A 19,981-nucleotide genomic window follows, 5' to 3' on the forward strand; every position below is an offset into this window, starting at 1 on the left:
GGGGATGGCCGATGCCGCCGCCCTTGGGCGGTGATGTGCAAGGCATAGGAATCAACTCGGGTATTTGCGACCGAGTCTAGGGAAGGGTGATAGCTGTGGAAATTGAAATGATTGCAGCTAATTAGTGCGTTCAGTGCACTTTATGCGCATTCAGCTCAGCAGACCGGAGCTCTCGCGCAATTCGATGCAGACGCGCTTCACCGTTTGCCGCAACCAACTGTGCGCCGGGTCATTGTCGAAGCGCGGGTGCCAGGCCTGGATGATCACCACCGATTTGAGCGGCAGCGGAATGTCGAACTGGCGCAGGGCGAAGCCCAGGCGGTCCAGGCGCCATAGCGAGTGCTCCGGAATGGGCAGCACCAGGTCGGACTCCAGCAGCGCGAAGATCGAAGAGTGAAAGGTCGGCGCGGTGAGGCGGATTTCCCGCTGCAGGCCCAAGTTGGCGAGTTCCTCGTCGATCGGCCCGCGGGATTTGCCGCGCCGCGACACACTGATCTGAGGAAACGAGGCGAAGCGCTCGGCGGTGATCTCGTCGGCGAAGATCGGATGGTCGCGCCGCGCCAGGCCGACGAAATTGGTGGTGAACAGGGTCTGCGTGCGGATTTCCGGTTCCAGCGTGGAAGCGCCGCCGATGTACAGGTCGATGCGGTTCTGCCGCAGGGCTTCGTCGTCGAAGTCGGCCTCCGGGGCGATGCGCAGGCTGCAGCGCGGCGCTTCTTCCTTCATCACCGCCAGCATGCGCGAGGCGAAACCGCCCACCAGCACGTTGTTGGAGCGCAGCACGAAGCAGCGTTCGAGCTGGTCCATACGCAGGTTTTCCTTGGCGTTGAACAGGCGCATGGCGTGTTCCACCAGGTCGCTGACTTCCTCGCGCAGTTGCAGCGCACGGGGCGTCGGCACCAGGTTGCGCCCGGCGCGAACCATGATCGGGTCGCCCACCGCCTCGCGGATGCGCGACAGGGTGCGGCTCATTGCTGGCGGGCTGAGGTGCATGCGCCGCGCGGCGCCGACCACGCTGCCTTCTTCCAGCAGGATATTGAGGGCGACCAGCAGGTTGAGATCGGGCAAGGCCATGGCGACTCCGGAGGGTTGGCGCGGTGTCATTCATGTTCCATTGCGACGGGCCCGATGGGCAAGCGTGCGTTTCATGCAATGGTCCATTACGTTTTGCGTGCCTTTACGCTCCGCGCTGTGGCCCGAAGAATGGCGGCGGATTTCGTTTCACGAAGGAGAAAGGCATGTTCAAACGGATTCTGCTGGCTATCGACGGCGCGGCGCAGTCGCCACGCATCATCGCGACCGCCGGCGAGCTGGCGCGCTGCAACGGGGCCCAGGTGCATGTGGTCTGCGCCGTGGATCGCGCCTTTGCCATGCCGCGAGAGGACGCCCTGGAGTACCCGCCGGCCGAACAGGAACAGCACGAGGCACAGACGCTGGTGGACGAGGCGGTGGCGCAGTTGCAGTCCGGCGATGCTTCGGGCGCTGTGGTGGCAGGTGATCCGGTGCGGGCGATCCTGCGCGAGGCGGAACGGTTGGCGTGCGACCTGATCGTGATCGGCCACCGACACCTGGGGCGTATCGAACGGCTGCTGGACCCCTCGGTGGGGCAGCGGGTGATCGAGCGGGCGCCATGTCCGGTGCTGGTCGAGGTGCGGGAGTAGGAGCGCCTGTTGGCTCCGTGCCGGATTCCGATATTGCCGGCTAACGCCGAGGCTCCTTGTAGGAGCGGGGTTGCCGCGCAAAGGTGCCGGAAAGAAAAGCGGCCCCGGCGCCGGGTTGGTCCTGAGCGAGGACCCGGCGCCGAAGCCGTAAGGGGTCAGCCGCGGCGATGCACGTTGCGGCCGTGCGCGAAGGTTTCCTTCACGGTACGGTCGTCGCCGAGGATGACCAGTGCGAAGAGTTTTTCCTCCAGGGTTTTCGCCTGCTGCAGGCGGTAGTCCAGCAGCGGGGTGGCCTTGTAGTCGAGGACCACGAAGTCGGCCTCGTTGCCCTGGGCAAAGCTGCCGACCTTGTCCTCCAGCTCCAGCGCGCGGGCGCCGCCAAGGGTGGCCAGGTACAGCGACTTGAACGGGTCGAGCTTGATGCCCTGCAGCTGCATCACCTTGTAGGCCTCGTTCAGCGACTGCAGCTGGGAGAAGCTGGTGCCGGCACCGACATCGGTGCCCAGGCCGACCTTGACCTTGTGCTTCTCAAGCTTGGCCAGGTCGAACAGGCCGCTACCCAGGAACAGGTTGGAGGTCGGGCAGAAGGCCACAGCCGAGCCGGTTTCGGACAGGCGCTGGCACTCGCCGTCGCACAGGTGCACGCCGTGGGCGAACACCGAGCGCGGGCCCAGCAGGCCGTGGTGGTCATAGACATCCAGGTAGCCCTTGCGCTCCGGGAACAGTTCCTTGACCCACTCGATTTCCTTGAGGTTTTCCGACAGGTGCGTGTGCATATAGACGCCCGGGTGCTCCTTGAGCAGGCGGCCAGCGGCGTCCAGCTGTTCCGGGGTGCTGGTAGGGGCGAAGCGCGGGGTCACTGCGTAGAGCAGGCGGCCCTTGCCGTGCCAGCGCTCGATCAGCGCCTTGCTGTCGGTGTAGCTGCTTTCGGCGGTGTCGGTCAGGTAATCCGGCGCGTTGCGGTCCATCATCACCTTGCCGGCGATCAGGCGCAGGTCGAGCTTCTGCGCAGCGCCGAACAGCGCGTCCACCGACTGCGGGTGCACGGTGCCGAACACCAGCGCGGTGGTGGTGCCGGCGCGCAGCAGTTCCTTGAGGAAGATGCCGGCGACATCGGCGGCGTGGGCCGGGTCGGCGAACTGCTTTTCCGTGGGGAAGGTGTAGGTGTTCAGCCAGTCCAGCAGTTGCTCGCCGTAGGAGGCGATCATGCCGGTCTGCGGGTAGTGGATGTGGGTGTCGATGAAGCCGGGGGTGATCAGCGCGTCGCGGTATTCCACCACTTCGACGCCAGCCAGTTGCGGCAGCAGGTCGGCAGCGTGGCCGAGGCGGGCGACCTTGCCGTCTTCCACCAGCAGGATGCCGTCCTCGAAGTACTGGTAGGACTTCTCCATGCCGACTTCGGCCGGGTCGGCGACGCTGTGCAGGATGCTGGCGCGGTAGGCTTTGGCTTGAGTGCTCATCGATCTCTCTTCAGTCGTGTTTCGGGGCCGGGGCGCGCGCAGGCGCCGGGGCGGGATGGGCATGCGCCCATGCTACGGAAATTTCAGGCGCCGCTTTCGGCGGTGCGGGCGCGGCGGCTCGTGGGTAACAGTTTGGCCACGGTGTTCTCGCCCTTGCCGGTCTCCTGACCGAAGGTGGCGTTGTAGGTGGCGATCACCTCGCCGGCGATGGACACGGCGATCTCCACCGGGAGCTTGCCCTTCACCTCGCTGATGCCCATGGGGCAACGCATGCGCTGCACGGTGTCGGCGGCGAAACCGCGGTCGCGCAGGCGGTGCTCGAACTTGGCGCGCTTGGTGTCGGAGCCGATCAGGCCGAAGTAGGTGAAGTCGTTGCGCTCGAGGATCTTCGCGGTCAGCTCCAGGTCCAGCGCGTGGTTGTGGGTCATGACGATGAAGTAGCTGCCGGCGGGCATCTCGTCGATCTCGTCGATCACTTCCTCGTTGATCACGCGGGTCACGCCCTCGGGGATGTAGCCGGGGAACTCGGCCTCCCGCGAGTCGATCCAGCGCACCTTGCACGGCAGGCTGGCGAGCAGCGGTACCAGCGCGCGGCCGACGTGGCCGGCGCCGAACACGGCGATGTGCGCCTGGGGCTGGCCCATGGGTTCGAACAGCAGCACGGTGGCGCCGCCGCAGCACTGGCCGAGGCTGGCGCCGAGGCTGAAGCGCTCAAGCTTTGGCTCGCGCTCGCGGGCCAGCAGCATGTCACGGGCGATCTGCATGGCCTTGAATTCGAGGTGGCCGCCGCCGATGGTGTCGTAGGCCTGGTCGGCGCTGACGACCATCTTCGAACCGGCGTTGCGCGGGGTCGAGCCGCGCTCTTCGATGATGGTCACCAGCACGCTGGCTTCGGCGCGCTGTTGCAGGTCGGCGAGGGCACTGATCCAGTTCATCGTTGCGAACCTCAAGGATGTAGACGTGGGGCGCGCGATGCGTTCCACGGTTACTTGTAAGGGTGGGGCGCCGCTGGCAGGGCGGAGGACGGAAGTGGGGACGTCTCTCCCTGCCAGCGGTGCCCCATGGTCACGTCACGCCGGCTCTACCTGAGCCGGTGCCTTCTCGACCTGGGCCAGCTTCAGCTTGCGCATCTGCTCCACGCCCCAGAGCACGCGCTCAGGGGTGGCCGGGGCGTCGATCTGCGGCTGGGCGCGGTAGTCGGCGAGGCTGGCCACGGCATCCTTGATCGCGCAGAACACCGAGATACCCAGCATGAACGGCGGCTCGCCGACGGCCTTGGAGTGGAACACCGTCTGCTCCGGGTTCTTGCGGTTCTCCACCAGCTTCACCCGCAGGTCGATGGGCATGTCGGCGATGGCCGGGATCTTGTAGCTCGCCGGGCCGTTGGTCATCAGCTTGCCCTTGGCGTTCCACACCAGCTCTTCCATGGTCAGCCAGCCCATGCCCTGGACGAAGCCACCTTCCACCTGGCCGATGTCGATGGCCGGGTTCAGCGAGGCGCCGACATCGTGGAGGATGTCACTGCGCAGCATCTTGTACTCGCCGGTGAGGGTGTCGACGATTACTTCCGAGCAGGACACGCCGTAGGCGAAGTAGTAGAACGGCCGGCCGCGCGCCTGGCTGCGGTCGTAGAAGATCTTCGGCGTGCGGTAGAAACCGGTGGAGGAGAGTGAGACCTGGCCGAAGTAGGCCTGTTGCACGAGCTCCTCGAAGGGCAGGAACTGGTCGCGTACGCGCACCTGGTTGTTGCGGAACTCGACGTCTTCCTCGGTCACTTTCCAGTGCTTGGCGGCGAACTCCACCAGGCGCTGCCTGAGGGTCTCGGCGGCGTTCTGCGCGGCCTTGCCGTTCAGGTCGGCACCGGAAGAAGCGGCGGTCGGTGACGTGTTGGGCACCTTGTCGGTGTTGGTGGCGGTGATCTGCACGCGGTCGATGTCGACCTGGAAGACCTCGGCCACCACCTGGGCGACCTTGGTGTTCAGGCCCTGGCCCATCTCGGTGCCGCCGTGGTTCAGGTGGATGCTGCCGTCGGTGTAGATGTGGATCAGCGCGCCAGCCTGGTTGAGGAAGGTGGCGGTGAAGCTGATGCCGAATTTCACCGGGGTCAGCGACAGACCTTTCTTCAGCACCGGGCTGTCGGCATTGAACTCGCGGATTTCGGCGCGGCGCTTGGCGTACTCGGCGCTGGCTTCCAGTTCCTCGGTCATTTCCTGCAGCAGGTTGTGTTCCACCTGTTGGTAGTAGTGGGTGACGTTGCGCTCGTCCTTGCCATAGTAGTTGCGCTTGCGCACTTCCAGCGGGTCCTTGCCGAGGTGGCGCGCGACCGCGTCCATGATCTCCTCGATGGCGACCATGCCCTGCGGGCCGCCGAAGCCGCGGTAGGCGGTGTTCGACGCGGTGTTGGTCTTGCAGCGGTGACCGTTCACCGTGGCGTTGCCGAGGAAGTAGGCGTTGTCGGAGTGGAACATCGCGCGGTCGACGATGGACCCGGAGAGGTCCGGCGAGTAGCCGCAGTTGCCGGCCAGCTCGATGTTGATGCCGTGCAGCAGGCCGTCGTCCTCGAAGCCCACGTCGTATTCGACGTAGAAGGGGTGGCGCTTGCCGGTCATCTGCATGTCTTCGACGCGCGGCAGGCGCATCTTCGCCGGGCGACCGGTGAGGCGCGCGATCACCGCGCACAGGCACGCCGGTGCGGCAGCCTGGGTTTCCTTGCCGCCGAAGCCGCCGCCCATGCGGCGCATGTCGATGACCACCTTGTTGAAGGAGATACCCAGCACTTCGGCGACCAGCTTCTGCACTTCGGTGGGGTTTTGCGTCGAGGTGTAGACGATCACACCGCCGTCTTCGGTGGGCATCACCGAGGAAATCTGCGTCTCCAGGTAGAAGTGTTCCTGGCCGCCGATGTGCAGGGTGCCCTGGATGCGGTTCGGCGCGGTGGCGAGCTGGCCTTCCGAGTCACCGATCTTGTGCTGGTGGCTGTCGAGTACGAAGTGCTTCTTGCGCAGCGCTTCGACCACGTCGAGCACCGGCTCCAGGTCTTCGTACTCGATGATCGCGGCCATGGCGGCCTTGCGTGCGGTTTCCAGGCTGTCGGCGGCGACGGCGATGACCATCTGGCCGACGTACTCGACCTTGCCGTCCGCCAGCAGCGGGTCACCGGCAACCACCGGGCCGATGTCCAGCTGGCCGGGAACGTCATCCTTGGTGATCGCGATGGCGACACCGGGGAACTGGTAGCAGGGGCTCACGTCCAGCTTGGTAATGCGTGCGTGGGCGCGGTCGCTCATGCGGGCATAGACGTGCAACTGGTTGGGGAACTCCAGGCGGTCGTCGATGTAGATCGCCTCGCCGCTGACGTGCTTGGGCGCGCTCTCGTGCTTGACGCTGCGGCCCACGCCGGTGGTGAGGTCGGCGCGGAACAGGGCAATGAGTTCTTCCTGGCTCTTCTGGGGCTTATGCATAGTGGGTCACCCGGGTCACGGCCTGAGGGGCTTCCAGTTCCAGGAAGCACTTGCGCAGCAGGTTCTGCGCGGTGAGCAGGCGGTACTCCTTGCTCGCACGGAAGTCGGTGAGCGGGGCGAAGTCCTCGCTCAGTGCCTGCGCGGCACGCTCGAAGGTGGCGCTGTTGAAGGTCTGGCCGAGCAGTGCGGCTTCGCAGGCGGCGGCGCGTTTCGGGATGGCGGCCATACCGCCGAAGCCGGTGCGCACGGCGGTGATCCGGCAGTTCTCCACGGTCAGGTTGAAGGCAGCGCAAACGGCGGAGATGTCGTCGTCCAGGCGCTTGGAGACCTTGTACGCGCGGAACGCCTGGCTGGCCTGCGGGCGCGGGATGATCACCTGCTCGATGAACTCGCCTTCCTGGCGCGCGGTGACCTTGTAGTCGATGAAGTATTCGTCGATCGGCAGTTCGCGACGTTCGTTGCCCTTGCGCAGTACCAGGCGCGCGCCCAGTGCGATCAGCAGCGGCGGCGAGTCGCCGATGGGCGAGGCGTTGCCGATGTTGCCGCCCAGGGTGCCCTGGTTGCGGATCTGCAGCGAGGCGAAGCGGTGCAGCAGCTCGCCGAAGTCCGGGTAGTCGCGGGCCAGGGTTTCGTAGCAGTCGGTCAGCGGAGTCGCGGCGCCGATCTCGATGCGGTCGTCGAAGACTTCGACGCGCTTCATTTCCTCGACGTGGCCGACGTAGATCATCACCGGCAGTTCGCGGTGGAACTGCGTGACTTCAAGGGCCAGGTCGGTGCCACCGGCCAGCAGGCGAGCCTGCGGGTTGGCGGTGTAGATGTCGGCCAGGTCGGCGATGGTCAGCGGCAGCAGGCAGCGCTTGTCGCCGCTGTTGAGCTCGGCGGTTTCGCGCGGGGCGATGGCTTTCAGCTGGGCGATGATCTCGGGCTGGGCAACATCGAACTGGTCCGGCTGCTTCTGGCAGCAGGATTGCTCGGCGGCGTCGAGGATCGGGCGGTAGCCGGTGCAGCGGCACAGGTTGCCGGCCAGCGCTTCATGGGCCTCGGCCTTGCGCTCTTCGGCGGTCTCGCCTGCGGTGTTCTTCTGCAGGGCGAACAGCGACATGACGAAGCCGGGGGTGCAGAAGCCGCACTGCGAACCGTGGCAGTCGACCATGGCCTGCTGCACGCCGTGCAGTTCGCCGCGGTGCTTCAAGTCATCGACGCTGATCAGCTGCTTGCCGTGCAGCGACGAGACGAAGGTCAGGCAGGAGTTGAGGGTGCGGTAGCGGATGCGCTCGGCGCCTTCTTCGCCGACCAGTTCACCGACGACCACCGTGCAGGCGCCGCAGTCACCGGAGGCGCAGCCTTCCTTGGTGCCTGTCTTGCTCAGGTTCTGGCGCAGGTAATTGAGCACGGTGAGATTGGGATCGAGGCGGTCTTCGACGCGCAGCTCGCGATTGAGCAGGAACCTGATCAAGGCTTGCCTCCAGGCTGGTTCTTGTTTTTGGTAGGGCACTGGAGGCGAATCTATGGAAAGCTGACTTTTGAGTCAATAAATTTTCTGTCCGGATGGTCAGAAAGTTTTTCCGCAGCTGATGAGCGGCGTGGTTGGGTTTTGTGCAGGAGCTGGCCGTAGGATGGGTGGAGCCTAGGCGATACCCATGCTGTGACCGCGCGAGGCGTGATGGGTATCGCTGCGCTCCACGCCATCCTACGAAGAGCACAAGGGTAGGGCGGATAACGCGCCAGCGTTATCCGCCGTGTGGCCTCCGGCGGATAACCCGTTCCGGGTTATCCGCCCTACGTCCAGCAACTGCGCTCCTGCGAAAAGCCAGAAAGAAAAAAGGCGGCAAGCCGGGGTAGGGCTTGCCGCCAAGGCGTGGAACTCGTCGATCAGGCCTGCTGGGTAGCGCTCAGCTGGTATTCCTCGCCGGCGTAATAGGCGCGCACGCGGCGGTCCATCACCGCCCGCCAGAGCGGTGGGAACAGCGCGAGGACGATCATCCCGGCGTAACCGTTGGGCAGCTGCGGGCTCTCGTCGAAGTGCCGCAGCACCTGGTAGCGGCGCTTGGCGTTGGCGTGGTGGTCGGAATGGCGCTGCAGGTGGAAGAGGAACAGGTTGGTCAGCAGGAAGTTGCTGTTCCAGGAGTGCTCGTGGGTGGTCCGCTCGTAGCGTCCGGTATCCAGGCGGCGGCGGTGCAGGCCGTAGTGCTCGACGTAGTTGACGATCTCCAGCAGGGTGAAGGCCATCACCGACTGGCCGATGAAGTACACCGCGCCGATCCAGCCAAAGGCGACGCTGAAGCCGACCAGGAACAGCGCGCTGATCACGTACCACCAGATCAGCTCGTTGCGCCAGTGCAGCGCCGGCAGGCCCTTGCGCTTGAGGCGTTCGGTCTCAAGCCGCCAGGCGTTGAGGAAGTTGTGCTTGTAGGCGTGGGGCAGGAAGGCATACAGGCTCTGGCCGTAGCGCGAGGAGGAGGCGTCTTCCGGCGTGGAGACATGCACGTGGTGGCCGCGCACGTGTTCCACCTTGAAGCCCGCGTAGCACACCGCCGCCAGCAGCAGGCCGCCGGCGTTCTGCTCCAGCTCCGGGTCCTTGTGGATCAGTTCGTGGGAAACGGTGATGCCGATGGCGCCCATCACGGTGCCGACGGAAAGTATCCAGCCGAGCTGGCCGACCCAGTTCCAGGCGTCATAAGTGGCCAGTACCCAGCCGCCGTAGACCAGCATGCCCAGCAGCAGCGGCACGGTCAGCAAACTGAGGAAGCGGTAGTAGCCCTCGCGCTCCATGGGCGGGACATCCTCCACCTCGTCGGGATTGGCCGGATCGCGGCCGACCACGAAGTCCAGCAGCGGGATGACCCCGAACACCACGGTGATGACCAGCCACGCCCAGGCATTGGGATAGTCGCTGCCGTAGGACCACCAATAGCTGACGGGAATGCCGAAGACGGGAACCAGCCAGATCCAGTAGCCGGCTTTCTTAAGACGCAACATCCAGGCAGGGGAAAGGAACAAAGCAAACATGGACGACTCCCGATACGTCTCTTGTGTAGGATTGTCAGACAATCCTGCGCCTGTTCCTTCCGGCGGATGCACCAACCTTTGTTCTGTCGTCCCTCCTGGGCGGGGGATGGCGCGGTAACACCCTGTGTTACACTTCGCGTCCGCAGCACCCCCTCGAAAGCGCCCCGATTCTTAAGGACAACCATGACGTTCAAGGCCCCGGACAGCCTGGCTGAGCAGATCGCGCATCACCTTGCCGAACGCATCATCCGGGGCGAACTCAAGGAACGCGAACGCATCCAGGAACAGAAGGTCACCCAGACCCTCAACGTCAGCCGCGGCTCGGTCCGCGAAGCGCTGCTGATCCTCGAGCGCCGCCACCTGGTCGTCATCCTGCCGCGCCGGGGGGCGCAGGTGTCCGAGCTGTCCGCGGCCCACGTGGAAAGCCTCTATTCGCTGGTGATGGAGCTCTACATCATGCTCGCCAGCAGCGTGGCGCGGACCTGGCGCGAAGAAGCCGACCTGGCGCCCTTCATGGCGATCCAGCAGCGCCTGCTGGACGAACTCGAACGCGGCGACATCAACGCCTTCGTCGAATCCAGCTTCGACATCATGCGCGCTGCCTTCCCGTTCGCTGCCAATCCCTACCTGCAGGAAACCGTGGAAAATCTCCTGCCGGCCATCAGTCGCACCTATCATCTGGCCCTGGAACGCCGCAAAGGCGAGATGAGTCAGTTCATCGGCAGCTTCGAAAACCTGCTGCGCGCGGTGGTGGGCCGCGACGAGGCGGGCATCCGCGAGGTCCTGCTCGACTACGGTCGGCACAACAGCCAACTGGTCCTGGCCGCACTGGCTGAACGATAAGAAGAGAAAAGGGGGAAGAGGGCGCATGCGGCTCAAGTGCATCAAGCTGGCGGGCTTCAAGTCCTTCGTCGACCCGACGACGGTCAATTTCCCGAGCAACATGGCGGCCGTGGTCGGCCCCAACGGCTGCGGCAAGTCCAACATCATCGACGCCGTTCGCTGGGTGATGGGCGAGAGTTCGGCGAAGAACCTCCGCGGCGAGTCGATGACCGACGTCATCTTCAATGGCTCCAACACGCGCAAGCCGGTGACCCAGGCGTCCATCGAACTGGTGTTCGACAACTCCGACCAGACCCTGCTGGGCGAATACGCCAGCTACGCCGAGATTTCCATCCGCCGCCGCGTGACCCGCGACGGCCAGAACACCTACTTCCTCAACGGCACCAAGTGCCGGCGCCGTGACATCACCGACATCTTCCTCGGCACCGGCCTGGGGCCGCGCAGCTACTCGATCATCGAACAGGGCATGATCTCCAAGCTGATCGAGGCCAAGCCCGAGGATCTGCGCAACTTCATCGAGGAAGCCGCCGGCATCTCCAAGTACAAGGAGCGCCGCCGCGAGACCGAGAATCGCATCCGCCGTACCCAGGAAAACCTCGCGCGCCTCACCGACCTGCGCGAAGAGCTGGAGCGCCAGCTGGAACGCCTGCACCGCCAGGCCCAGTCGGCGGAGAAGTACCAGGAATTCAAGGCCGAGGAGCGCACCCTCAAGGCCCAGCTCGGCGCCCTGCGCTGGCGCGATCTGAACGAGCAGGTCGGGCAGAAGGAAAAGGTCATCGGCGACCAGGAAGTGGCTTTCGAGGCGCTGGTGGCCGAACAGCGCAGCGCCGATGCCAGTATCGAGCGCCTGCGTGACGGCCACCACGAACTGTCGGAAACCTTCAACCAGGTGCAGGGCCGCTTCTATTCCGTGGGCGGCGACATCGCCCGCGTCGAACAGAGCATCCAGCACGGCCAGCAGCGCCTGCGTCAGCTGCAGGACGACCTGCGAGAGGCGGAAAAGACCCGCCAGGAAACCGAATCCCACCTGGGCCACGACCGCACCCTGCTCGCCACCCTGGGCGAGGAGCTGGAGCGCCTGGCCCCGGAACAGGAAATCAGCGCCGCCGCCGCCGAAGAAGCTACCGTCGGCCTGGAAGACGCCGAGCAGCGAATGCACGACTGGCAGCAGCGCTGGGACGCCTTCAACCAGCAAAGCGCCGAACCGCGCCGCGAAGCGGAGGTGCAGCAGTCGCGCATCCAGCACCTGGAACAGAGCCTGGAACGCCAGGGCGAGCGTCAGCGCCGCCTCAACGACGAGCGCACGCAACTGGCCGCCGATCCGGAGGATGCCGCAATCCTCGAGCTGGGCGAACAGGTCGCCGCCATCGAGTTGCTGCTGGAAGAGTCGCAGATCGAGGAACAGGAACTGGCCGAGCGCCTGGAGCGCGTGCGCCAGTCCCTGCAGGAAAGCACCGCCGCGCAGCATCAGGCGCAGGGCGAGCTGCAACGCCTGAATGGCCGCATTGCCTCGCTGGAGGCGCTGCAGCAGGCCGCGCTCGATCCGGGCGACGGCACCGCGCAATGGTTGCGCCAGCAAGGGCTGGAGCAGCGTCCGCGCCTTGCCGAGGGCCTGCGCGTGCAGGCGGGTTGGGAGCTGGCAGTGGAAACCGTGCTCGGCGCCGACCTGCACGGCGTGCTGCTGGATGACGTGAAGGGGCTGCCCTTCGACGCGCTGGAGAAGGGCGAGCTGCGCCTGCTCGATCTGACCGCTGGCGCCGTTTCCCGACCCGGCAGCCTGCTGGACAAGGTCGAGACGAATGTCGACCTGAGCTACTGGCTGGGCCGCGTGCGCCCGGTCGAAACCCTGGAGCAGGCGCTGGCCCAGCGCGCGTCGCTGGGCGACGGCGAAAGCCTGATCAGCCGCGACGGCTACTGGGTTGGTCGCAACTTCCTGCGCGTGCGCCGTGGCGAATCCGCCGATGGTGGTGTACTGGCCCGTGGCCAGGAGCTGGAGCGCCTGTACGCCGAGCGCGAGACGCTGGAGCAGCGCCTCGCCGAGATCGATGAACAACTGGTGCGCCTGCGCGACGAGCAGCGCCAGGCCGAGGAAGGCCGCGACCAGGTGCGTCGCCGCCTGCAGGACGAAGGCCGCCGCCAGGGCGAGCTGAAGGCGCAGCTGTCCGCGCAGCAGGCCAAGGTCGAGCAGCTGACCCTGCGCCGTCGCCGTCTGGACGAAGAGCTGGCCGAGCTGGCCGAACAGCACGCCATCGAGCAGGAGCAGCTGGGTGAAGCCCGCTTGAGCCTGCAGGAAGCGCTGGATGCCATGGCCGTGGACACCGAGCGGCGCGAATCACTGCTCGCCGAGCGCGACGGCATGCGCGAGAAGCTCGACCGCATCCGCCAGGAGTCTCGCCAGCACAAGGATCACGCCCATCAGCTGGCTGTGCGCGTCGGCTCCCTGCGCGCCCAGCACGAATCCACCCGCCAGGCGCTGGAGCGCCTGGACAGCCAGGCCGTGCGCCTGGTCGAGCGTTGCGAGCAGCTCAACCTCAACCTGGAGGAGGGTGCCGCGCCGCTGGAAGAACTGCGCATGCGTCTCGAGGAACTGCTCGACCGGCGCATGGCGGTGGAAGACGAACTCAAGCACGCGCGCCTGGCGCTGGAAGATGCAGACCGCCAGCTGCGCGACGCCGAGAGGCGCCGCACCCAGGCCGAGCAGCAGTCGCAGCTGCTGCGCGGCCAGCTGGAGCAGCAGCGCATGGAGTGGCAGGCCCTGAACGTGCGGCGCAAGTCGCTGCAGGAACAACTCCACGAGGATGGTTACGACCTGCACGGCGTGCTGGGAACCTTGCCCCATGACGCTGCCGAGAAGGTCTGGGAAACCCGCCTGGAGGAACTGGCCGCGCGCATTGGTCGCCTGGGCCCGATCAACCTCGCGGCGATCGAGGAATACCAGCAGCAATCCGAGCGCAAGCGCTACCTGGACGACCAGAACGACGACCTGGTGGAGGCGCTGGATACCCTGGAAAACGTCATCCGCAAGATCGACAAGGAAACCCGCAACCGCTTCAAGGAAACCTTCGACCAGATCAATGCTGGCCTTCAGGCATTGTTCCCCAAGGTTTTCGGCGGCGGTCATGCCTATCTGGAACTTACCGGCGAGGATCTACTCGATACCGGGGTGGCGATCATGGCGAGGCCCCCGGGCAAGAAGAACAGCACCATCCATCTTCTGTCCGGTGGCGAAAAGGCCCTGACCGCTCTGGCGCTGGTATTTGCGATCTTCCAGCTGAACCCGGCACCGTTCTGCATGCTCGACGAAGTCGACGCGCCGCTGGACGATGCCAACGTCGGCCGTTATGCGCGGCTGGTGAAGGAGATGTCGGAGAAAGTGCAGTTCATCTATATCACCCACAACAAGATCGCCATGGAGATGGCCGATCAATTGATGGGCGTGACCATGCACGAACCGGGTTGTTCGCGTCTGGTAGCGGTGGATGTGGAAGAGGCTGTTGCACTCGCCGAAGCGTGATCGTCCGGGCGAACTTGAGCTATGCTGGCAAGATGCTTTGTTTCCAGCCTAACGCGTTGATTTGATTGGGGTAGGCTTCACTTCGGGCGCGCAGCTGGCGACCGCTATGAAAAGTTGCAAAGAGTGCGGCGGAGTGTCGCCTCAGACAGTGTAAAGTTATGTGAGAGCGTGTTAGCTTAACCCCCACTTTTGTATCGCGTGGAAAACATCAGTCAGAACATGAAGTTGGCTCCACGTTTTCAAGGGATAGGATGTCCTTTTTTTCATCATCATTTTTTGTTCAGGGGCTACGGGATTAGATGGATATCGGTCTGCGCGAATGGCTGATCGTCATTGGGCTTATCGTCATCGCCGGCATTCTGTTCGACGGTTGGCGTCGCATGCGGGGTGGCAAGGGCAAGTTGCGTTTCAAGCTGGATCGCCAGTTTGCCAACCAGCCCGATGACGGGGACGAAACCAACCCGGAACTGCTCGGGCCTTCCCGTGTAGTCGAGCACCGCGAGCCGGAGCTGGACGAGGAGGACCTGCCCAAGCTCAGCGCCAAGGAGTCGCGCGGCAAGCGTCGCGGGGAACCGCGCCAGGGTGACCTGAACCTGGACGACCCGGCGCCGAATCTGCTCGGCCCGCTGGACGAAGAGGATTTCCCCAATCCGCTGGACGAAGTGCCGGCAGAGAAGGACAAGCCGAAAAAGGACCGCAAGAAGGACAAGGAGCGTGCAGCTCCCGCGCCTGCTGCTCCGTCGGCGCCGCAGGCGCCGGTCGACGAAGTGCTGATCATCAACGTGATCAGCCGCGACGAGAACGGCTTCAAGGGCCCGGCGCTGCTGCAGAACATCCTCGAAAGCGGCCTGCGTTACGGCGAGATGGACATCTTCCATCGTCACGAGAGCATGGCCGGCAACGGTGAAGTGCTGTTCTCCATGGCCAATGCGGTCAAGCCGGGCACCTTCGATCTGGATAACATCGACCAGTTCAGCACCCGCGCGGTGAGCTTCTTCCTTGGCCTGCCGGGCCCGCGTCATCCCAAGCAGGCGTTCGATGTGATGATCGCCGCTGCCCGCAAGCTGGCCCAGGAACTCAATGGCGAGCTGAAGGACGAGCAACGCAGCGTGATGACCGCGCAGACCATCGAGCATTACCGTCAGCGCATCATCGACTTCGAGCGACGCGCCCTGACCCAGAAGCGCTAAGCTTTCCGCACGCTGCACAAAAAGCCCCAAGCGACCCTTGGGGCTTCGCATTTCTAGCCGCAACCTCTTGCCGCCCGAGATTCCCGCATGACCGACTCCCAATCCGCTGCCGAACGCATTGCCCAGCTGCGCAGCGAACTCGACGACCACAACTACCGCTACTACGTGCTCGACGAGCCGAGCGTGCCGGACGCCGAGTACGACCGCCTGTTCCGCGAACTGAAGGCGCTGGAAGCCGAGCATCCCGAACTGATCACCCCCGAATCGCCGACCCAGCGCGTCGGCGGTGCGGCCGCCTCGGCCTTCGGTGAGGTGCGCCATGAAGTCCCGATGCTCAGCCTGGGCAACGCCTTCGAGGAGCAGGACCTCAACGACTTCGATCGCCGTGTGCGTGAAGGCCTGGCGGACCAGTTGCCATCTTCCGACCTGTTCGGCGGCGGCGCCGAAGTGGAGTACAGCTGCGAGCCCAAGCTCGACGGCCTGGCGGTCAGCCTGCTGTACGAGAACGGCGTGCTGACCCGCGGCGCCACCCGTGGCGACGGCACCACCGGCGAGGACATCAGCGTCAACGTGCGCACCATCCGCAATGTGCCGCTGCGCCTGAAGGGCGAGGGCTGGCCGGCGGTGCTGGAAGTGCGTGGCGAGGTCTTCATGTCCAAGGCAGGTTTCGACGCGCTCAACGAGCGGCAGATGGAAGCCGGCGGCAAGACATTCGCCAACCCGCGCAACGCCGCGGCCGGCAGCCTGCGCCAGCTGGATTCAAAGATCACCGCCAGCCGCCCGCTGGAGTTCTGCTGCTACGGTTTCGGTCGCGTCGAGGGCGGCGCGCTGCCCGGTACTCAGGTCGATATCCTCGAAGCCCTCAAGGGCTGGGGCATTCCGATCAGCCGCGAGCTGAAACTGGCCAGGGGTGTCGAAGGCTGCCGCGCCTACTACGAAGACATCGGTGCCCGCCGCGACAGTCTCGCCTACGAGATCGACGGCGTGGTGTTCAAGGTCAACCGCATCGACTACCAGCGTGAACTGGGCTTCCGTGCCCGCGAGCCGCGCTGGGCCATCGCCCATAAATTCCCGGCCCGCGAAGAACTGACCGAACTGCTCGATGTGGAATTCCAGGTCGGCCGTACCGGTGCGGTAACGCCCGTGGCGCGTCTGAAGCCGGTGCAGGTGGCTGGCGTGACCGTATCCAATGCCACGCTGCACAACATGGACGAGGTCGCCCGCCTGGGCCTGATGATCGGCGATACCGTGATCATTCGCCGTGCCGGCGATGTGATTCCGCAGGTCATGCAGGTCGTCACCGAGCGCCGTCCAGCGGATGCTCGCCCGGTGGCGATCCCCACCCAGTGCCCGGTATGCGGCTCGCAGGTCGAGCGCACCCAGCTGGTCAAGCGCAGCAAGGGCAAGGAGTCGGTCAGCGAAGGCGCCATCTACCGCTGCGTCGGCCGGCTGTTCTGCCAGGCGCAGCTCAAGCAGGCGATCATCCATTTCGTCTCGCGCCGCGCCATGGACATTGACGGTCTCGGCGACAAGATCGTCGAGCAACTGGTGGACAAGGGCCTGGTGAAGTCCCCGGCCGACCTCTACACCCTGACCTTCGAGCAGGTCATCGAGCTGGAAGGCTTCGCCGAAGTCTCCACGCGCAACCTGCTCGCGGCCATCGCCGACAGTCGCAGGCCCGCGCTGGCGCGCTTCGTCTTCGCCCTGGGCATCCCGGACGTCGGCGAGGAAACCGCCAAGCTGCTGGCGCGCTCCCTGGGCTCCCTGGCGCGCATCCAGAAGGCGCTGCCGGAAGTGCTCACCTACCTGCCGGACGTCGGCGGCGAAGTGGCCTACGAGATCCACAACTTCTTCGATGACGAGCACAACCGCAGCGTGATCGCTGAGCTGCAGAATCCAGAGCATGGCGTCCAGTTGCAGGACGAAGGCGAGGTTTCCGCCGAGTTCGCCGCCGTCGCCACTCTGGCGGGCTTCATCGACAAGCTGAACATCCCCTTCATCGCCGCTACCGGCGCCGAGAAGCTGGCCGACCGCACGGGCAGTCTCGACGCGCTCATCACCCTCAGCCAGGACTGGCTCGACCTCAGCACCCTCAAGGGTGTGAACGAGAAGGCCAAGCAGTCGGTGCGCGAGTACTTCGCCGATGCCGCCCGCGTCGAGCGCGCGAAGGCGGTCGAAGCGCAGCTGGCGGAGTTCGGCATGCACTGGCGCAGCGAGCGCAAGGTGGTCGAAGGCCTACCCCTGGCCGGCCAGACCTGGGTGCTGACCGGCACCCTGGAGGCCATGAGCCGCGACGTCGCCAAGGAAAAGCTCGAAAGCCTGGGCGCCAAGGTGGCCGGTTCCGTCTCGGCCAAGACCCACTGCGTCGTTGCAGGACCGGGAGCGGGTTCAAAGTTGGCCAAGGCCCAGGAACTTGGCGTCGCCGTAATGGACGAAGAGCAGCTGATCAAGCTGCTGGCCGACCATGGCCTCGGCGCCTGACACGCATCCATCAAGATCAATGCATCAAGGAGTCATTCCATGCCCATGACCAAGGACCAACTGGTTCGCGATATCGCCGAATCCCTCGACCTGACCCAGGCCGCCGTGCGCGGCGTGTTCGAGCAACTGGCGCAGATCGCCCAGGACGCCCTGGAGAACGACGGTGAGCTGACCCTGCCGGGGATCGGCAAGCTCAAGGTCAGTGAACGCGCTGCCCGCACCGGCCGCAACCCGCAGACTGGCAAGACCATCGAGATCGCCGCGAAGAAGGCGGTACGCCTGGTGCCTGCCAAGGCCCTGGTCGACAGCCTGAACTGATCGGCGGGCCCGCTCCGATCCCTGCGTTGCAACGCAGGGCGGGGTGGGCCAGCGATTGACGGAGAGCGAGATGGACAAGGCAAGAAAGCAGCGCCTGCTCGGCGTCGGGGCGCTGGTGGTGCTGTTCGGGGCCTACGTGGCCTGGACCGAGCGCCCGCAGATCGTCCTTCATTACGAGGGCGTGGGCGGGCCGGCGGTGAGCTACAGCTTCAAGGAAAATGGCGAGGAAACCCTCGCGGGCGAGATCAAGCCGGGCGAAGCACGCGCCTTCCCGCTGCGCCTGCTGCGTTCGGGCGAATACCGCGTCGCCTTCCAGTTCCACCAGGGGGCGGAGCGCTACTCCACTTTCAGCACCCGTCCGGGCTACAGCAAGATGGACCTGTTCATCGGGCCGAACCTGGAGGTCTCCACCCAGCCTCGGCCCGAAGGGCTGCTCCAGGGGCAGTAACGCCCCTTACAGGTACTCGGCCACCAGCACCACATTGCGCTGGCCCGCGGCTACGCCACCCTTGGCGATCTCGCGGATCACGCTGTCGGTGTCGCCGGTGGCCGCGATGCCATTCCCCAGTGCATTGCCGCGCGCATCGGTCAGCCGGTAGCTCACGCTGGGCATCGCGCCGCGCGGCTGGTTCAGCATCATCGTCATGGCCCGGTTGCACTCGCTCAATTGCACGCGGGCGCTGCGGGCGGTTACGTCGGTCAGCCCGACCTGGCAGGTCGGTTCGACCACCGCACCGCTGAAATGGATGACCCCGTCGTAGGCCAACAGCGGGGTCGAGAAGAGCAGGGCAACGAGAGTGGTGGATCGCAGTGCAACGGACATGCTGGCATTCCTCGCTCGGTCACGGCCCGCCTGTGAGCGACGGGTTCTTCCTTAAGCGTCGGCGCCGTTGGAATTTTCTGAATTGGCTGTAGGGTAATTCCCCTAATGAAAAGGCAAATTCGTGATGAAGGTCAGGAATTGCATGTGGAACGTCGCTAAGTGCTTGAAGTGCTTGTAAGTTGCGCTCAAGCCGCTACAATGGCGCGGCTCGCTGATCTGGCGAGCTTCTCGTGATGGTGGCCCTGTCGGTCCCCCCGCAACGATTACTCGCTTACCTGGTCAGGTCCGGAAGGAAGCAGCCAAGGCGGGGACATTGTGTGCCGGGGTGTGGCTGGCGGGGCCGCCTCCATTTCGGGGTCGGTAAAATCCGCCCGATCCTGTCGATGCACGCGTCGCCTCAGCGATAGTGACCCAGGATTTCCTCGATCTTCCCCGACGCCTTGATCTTCGCCAGCACCGAGAGCACCTCGTCGGCGCGGACTTCGGGCGTATCCAGCACCATGCACGACAGCGGCGTCTCCTCGATCACGCTGGCGATTCGCAGACGCTCCGCCTCGGGCAATTCACGGTTGAACCAGTTCAGCGCGAACTCGCTGCTGATTGCGTACTGATAGCGACCGATACGCAGCTTCTTCAACACCAGTTCCTGGTTGCGCGCGTCGTCGCGGGTCAGCCAGTGGCTGTCCAGCAGCGGCTGCAGGCGCGGGTAGTGATAGCCCAGCACGGTGCCGACAGATTGGCTGGGCAGGGTTTCCAGCTTGTCGGCGGGGGCATCGCGGACTACCAGCAGGTCGCGTTGCACCATCAGCGGTGCGGTCCAGCGGTAGTCCTTGAATTCATGCTCGGTCCAGGTGCGCGACACGTAGCAGCGCACGTCGACGGAGCGGCTCAGCAGGGCCTGCTCGATGCGTGCGCGGGGCACGATGTGGAAGGCTGCCGGGCGCCCCAGTTCGCGTGCCGTCTCGTTGAACAGCTCGAACATGATGCCGCCGGTCAGTTCGCCATTCTCGATCTGCGCCAGCGGCATCGCCCAGCTATCGACCACCGAAAAGCGCAGGGGACGGTCGTCGGCCTGGGCGAGGGCGGTGGTCAGCAGCAGGGTGGTGGCGAGGAAGCGCATCAAGGCTCCGTTGATGGCAGAACGACAACACAATGCCGTGTAGCCCGGCCCTTGCCAAGATGCGATAGCGACCGGTGCGGACATCGGGTGCAATTTACGGT

General features: G+C 65.1%; 15 protein-coding genes and 1 other RNA gene. 8 read left to right on the top strand and 8 right to left on the bottom strand.

Features of this window, described 5'->3' with window-relative positions:
* Nucleotides 1-150: 150 nt before the first annotated feature.
* On the bottom strand, nt 151-1,074 hold the full coding sequence (locus IB255_RS25555) for a LysR family transcriptional regulator (protein WP_081518582.1): 924 nt from the start codon (nt 1,072-1,074) through the stop codon (nt 151-153).
* 164 nt (nt 1,075-1,238) lie between these two features.
* Between IB255_RS25555 and IB255_RS25560 the strand changes: the two genes are divergently transcribed.
* On the top strand, nt 1,239-1,661 hold the full coding sequence (locus tag IB255_RS25560) for a universal stress protein (RefSeq protein ID WP_081518581.1): 423 nt from the start codon (nt 1,239-1,241) through the stop codon (nt 1,659-1,661).
* Nucleotides 1,662-1,816: 155 nt separating this feature from the next.
* Here the strand turns inward: IB255_RS25560 and guaD are convergent, their stop codons facing one another.
* The 5 genes from guaD to IB255_RS25585 all read right to left on the bottom strand — a co-directional run bounded on the left by guaD (nt 1,817) and on the right by IB255_RS25585 (nt 9,591).
* Nucleotides 1,817-3,121: a guanine deaminase gene (gene guaD, locus IB255_RS25565; protein WP_081518580.1), complete on the bottom strand. Its 1,305-nt coding sequence runs from the start codon at nt 3,119-3,121 to the stop codon at nt 1,817-1,819.
* A gap of 83 nt (nt 3,122-3,204) precedes the next feature.
* Nucleotides 3,205-4,056 (bottom strand): xanthine dehydrogenase accessory protein XdhC, encoded by an 852-nt coding sequence (xdhC, locus tag IB255_RS25570; RefSeq protein ID WP_081518579.1) that lies wholly within the window; start codon nt 4,054-4,056, stop codon nt 3,205-3,207.
* 135 nt (nt 4,057-4,191) lie between these two features.
* Entirely contained in the window at nt 4,192-6,582 is a 2,391-nt protein-coding gene (xdhB, locus tag IB255_RS25575) for a xanthine dehydrogenase molybdopterin binding subunit (RefSeq protein WP_081518578.1), read from the bottom strand.
* Nucleotides 6,575-8,038 (bottom strand): xanthine dehydrogenase small subunit, encoded by a 1,464-nt coding sequence (gene xdhA, locus IB255_RS25580; RefSeq protein ID WP_081518577.1) that lies wholly within the window; start codon nt 8,036-8,038, stop codon nt 6,575-6,577. Before xdhA ends, xdhB begins: the two co-directional genes overlap by 8 nt.
* A 416-nt stretch (nt 8,039-8,454) precedes the next feature.
* Complete coding sequence (locus IB255_RS25585; RefSeq protein ID WP_081518576.1) at nt 8,455-9,591, bottom strand: alkane 1-monooxygenase; 1,137 nt, start codon at nt 9,589-9,591, stop codon at nt 8,455-8,457.
* A 183-nt stretch (nt 9,592-9,774) separates the two neighbouring features.
* On the opposite strand from IB255_RS25585, the gene IB255_RS25590 reads away from it, so the two are divergent.
* The 6 genes from IB255_RS25590 to IB255_RS25615 all read left to right on the top strand — a co-directional run bounded on the left by IB255_RS25590 (nt 9,775) and on the right by IB255_RS25615 (nt 18,385).
* Nucleotides 9,775-10,434, top strand: coding sequence for a GntR family transcriptional regulator (locus IB255_RS25590; protein WP_081518575.1), 660 nt, complete (start codon nt 9,775-9,777; stop codon nt 10,432-10,434).
* A gap of 25 nt (nt 10,435-10,459) precedes the next feature.
* Nucleotides 10,460-13,948 carry a chromosome segregation protein SMC gene (smc, locus tag IB255_RS25595; RefSeq protein ID WP_081518574.1) on the top strand — a complete coding sequence of 1,163 codons (3,489 nt, stop codon included), beginning with the start codon at nt 10,460-10,462 and terminating at the stop codon, nt 13,946-13,948.
* Between the two features lie 299 nt (nt 13,949-14,247).
* Nucleotides 14,248-15,138 carry a cell division protein ZipA gene (gene zipA, locus IB255_RS25600; RefSeq protein WP_081518573.1) on the top strand — a complete coding sequence of 297 codons (891 nt, stop codon included), beginning with the start codon at nt 14,248-14,250 and terminating at the stop codon, nt 15,136-15,138.
* A gap of 87 nt (nt 15,139-15,225) precedes the next feature.
* Nucleotides 15,226-17,619, top strand: coding sequence for an NAD-dependent DNA ligase LigA (gene ligA / locus IB255_RS25605; RefSeq protein ID WP_081518572.1), 2,394 nt, complete (start codon nt 15,226-15,228; stop codon nt 17,617-17,619).
* A gap of 15 nt (nt 17,620-17,634) precedes the next feature.
* Nucleotides 17,635-17,937 (top strand): HU family DNA-binding protein, encoded by a 303-nt coding sequence (locus tag IB255_RS25610; RefSeq protein ID WP_226046604.1) that lies wholly within the window; start codon nt 17,635-17,637, stop codon nt 17,935-17,937.
* 70 nt (nt 17,938-18,007) lie between these two features.
* Nucleotides 18,008-18,385, top strand: a complete 378-nt coding sequence (locus IB255_RS25615; protein ID WP_081518571.1) for a hypothetical protein — start codon at nt 18,008-18,010, stop codon at nt 18,383-18,385.
* 6 nt (nt 18,386-18,391) lie between these two features.
* On the opposite strand, the gene IB255_RS25620 is transcribed toward IB255_RS25615, so the two are convergent.
* Entirely contained in the window at nt 18,392-18,760 is a 369-nt protein-coding gene (locus tag IB255_RS25620) for a hypothetical protein (protein WP_081518570.1), read from the bottom strand.
* Nucleotides 18,761-19,003: 243 nt separating this feature from the next.
* Between IB255_RS25620 and ffs the strand changes: the two genes are divergently transcribed.
* Nucleotides 19,004-19,100, top strand: an RNA gene (ffs, locus tag IB255_RS25625) — signal recognition particle sRNA small type.
* 57 nt (nt 19,101-19,157) lie between these two features.
* On the opposite strand, the gene IB255_RS25630 is transcribed toward ffs, so the two are convergent.
* On the bottom strand, nt 19,158-19,880 hold the full coding sequence (locus IB255_RS25630) for a substrate-binding periplasmic protein (RefSeq protein WP_081518569.1): 723 nt from the start codon (nt 19,878-19,880) through the stop codon (nt 19,158-19,160).
* Between the last annotated feature and the right edge of the window lie 101 nt (nt 19,881-19,981).

The sequence above is a fragment of the Pseudomonas sp. PDM22 genome (genome assembly GCF_014851965.1).
Lineage (GTDB): Bacteria > Pseudomonadota > Gammaproteobacteria > Pseudomonadales > Pseudomonadaceae > Pseudomonas.

Bases quoted from the DNA above. Each gene is read 5' to 3' on its own strand.
- IB255_RS25590 (WP_081518575.1), top strand. From the start codon at position 9,775: ATGACGTTCAAGGCCCCGGACAGCCTGGCTGAGCAGATCGCGCATCAC.
- zipA (WP_081518573.1), top strand. From the start codon at position 14,248: ATGGATATCGGTCTGCGCGAATGGCTGATCGTCATTGGGCTTATCGTC.
- xdhC (WP_081518579.1), bottom strand. From the start codon at position 4,056: ATGAACTGGATCAGTGCCCTCGCCGACCTGCAACAGCGCGCCGAAGCC.
- IB255_RS25585 (WP_081518576.1), bottom strand. From the start codon at position 9,591: ATGTTTGCTTTGTTCCTTTCCCCTGCCTGGATGTTGCGTCTTAAGAAA.
- guaD (WP_081518580.1), bottom strand. From the start codon at position 3,121: ATGAGCACTCAAGCCAAAGCCTACCGCGCCAGCATCCTGCACAGCGTC.
- IB255_RS25620 (WP_081518570.1), bottom strand. From the start codon at position 18,760: ATGTCCGTTGCACTGCGATCCACCACTCTCGTTGCCCTGCTCTTCTCG.
- IB255_RS25555 (WP_081518582.1), bottom strand. From the start codon at position 1,074: ATGGCCTTGCCCGATCTCAACCTGCTGGTCGCCCTCAATATCCTGCTG.
- IB255_RS25615 (WP_081518571.1), top strand. From the start codon at position 18,008: ATGGACAAGGCAAGAAAGCAGCGCCTGCTCGGCGTCGGGGCGCTGGTG.
- IB255_RS25630 (WP_081518569.1), bottom strand. From the start codon at position 19,880: ATGCGCTTCCTCGCCACCACCCTGCTGCTGACCACCGCCCTCGCCCAG.
- xdhB (WP_081518578.1), bottom strand. From the start codon at position 6,582: ATGCATAAGCCCCAGAAGAGCCAGGAAGAACTCATTGCCCTGTTCCGC.
- IB255_RS25560 (WP_081518581.1), top strand. From the start codon at position 1,239: ATGTTCAAACGGATTCTGCTGGCTATCGACGGCGCGGCGCAGTCGCCA.
- ligA (WP_081518572.1), top strand. From the start codon at position 15,226: ATGACCGACTCCCAATCCGCTGCCGAACGCATTGCCCAGCTGCGCAGC.
- smc (WP_081518574.1), top strand. From the start codon at position 10,460: ATGCGGCTCAAGTGCATCAAGCTGGCGGGCTTCAAGTCCTTCGTCGAC.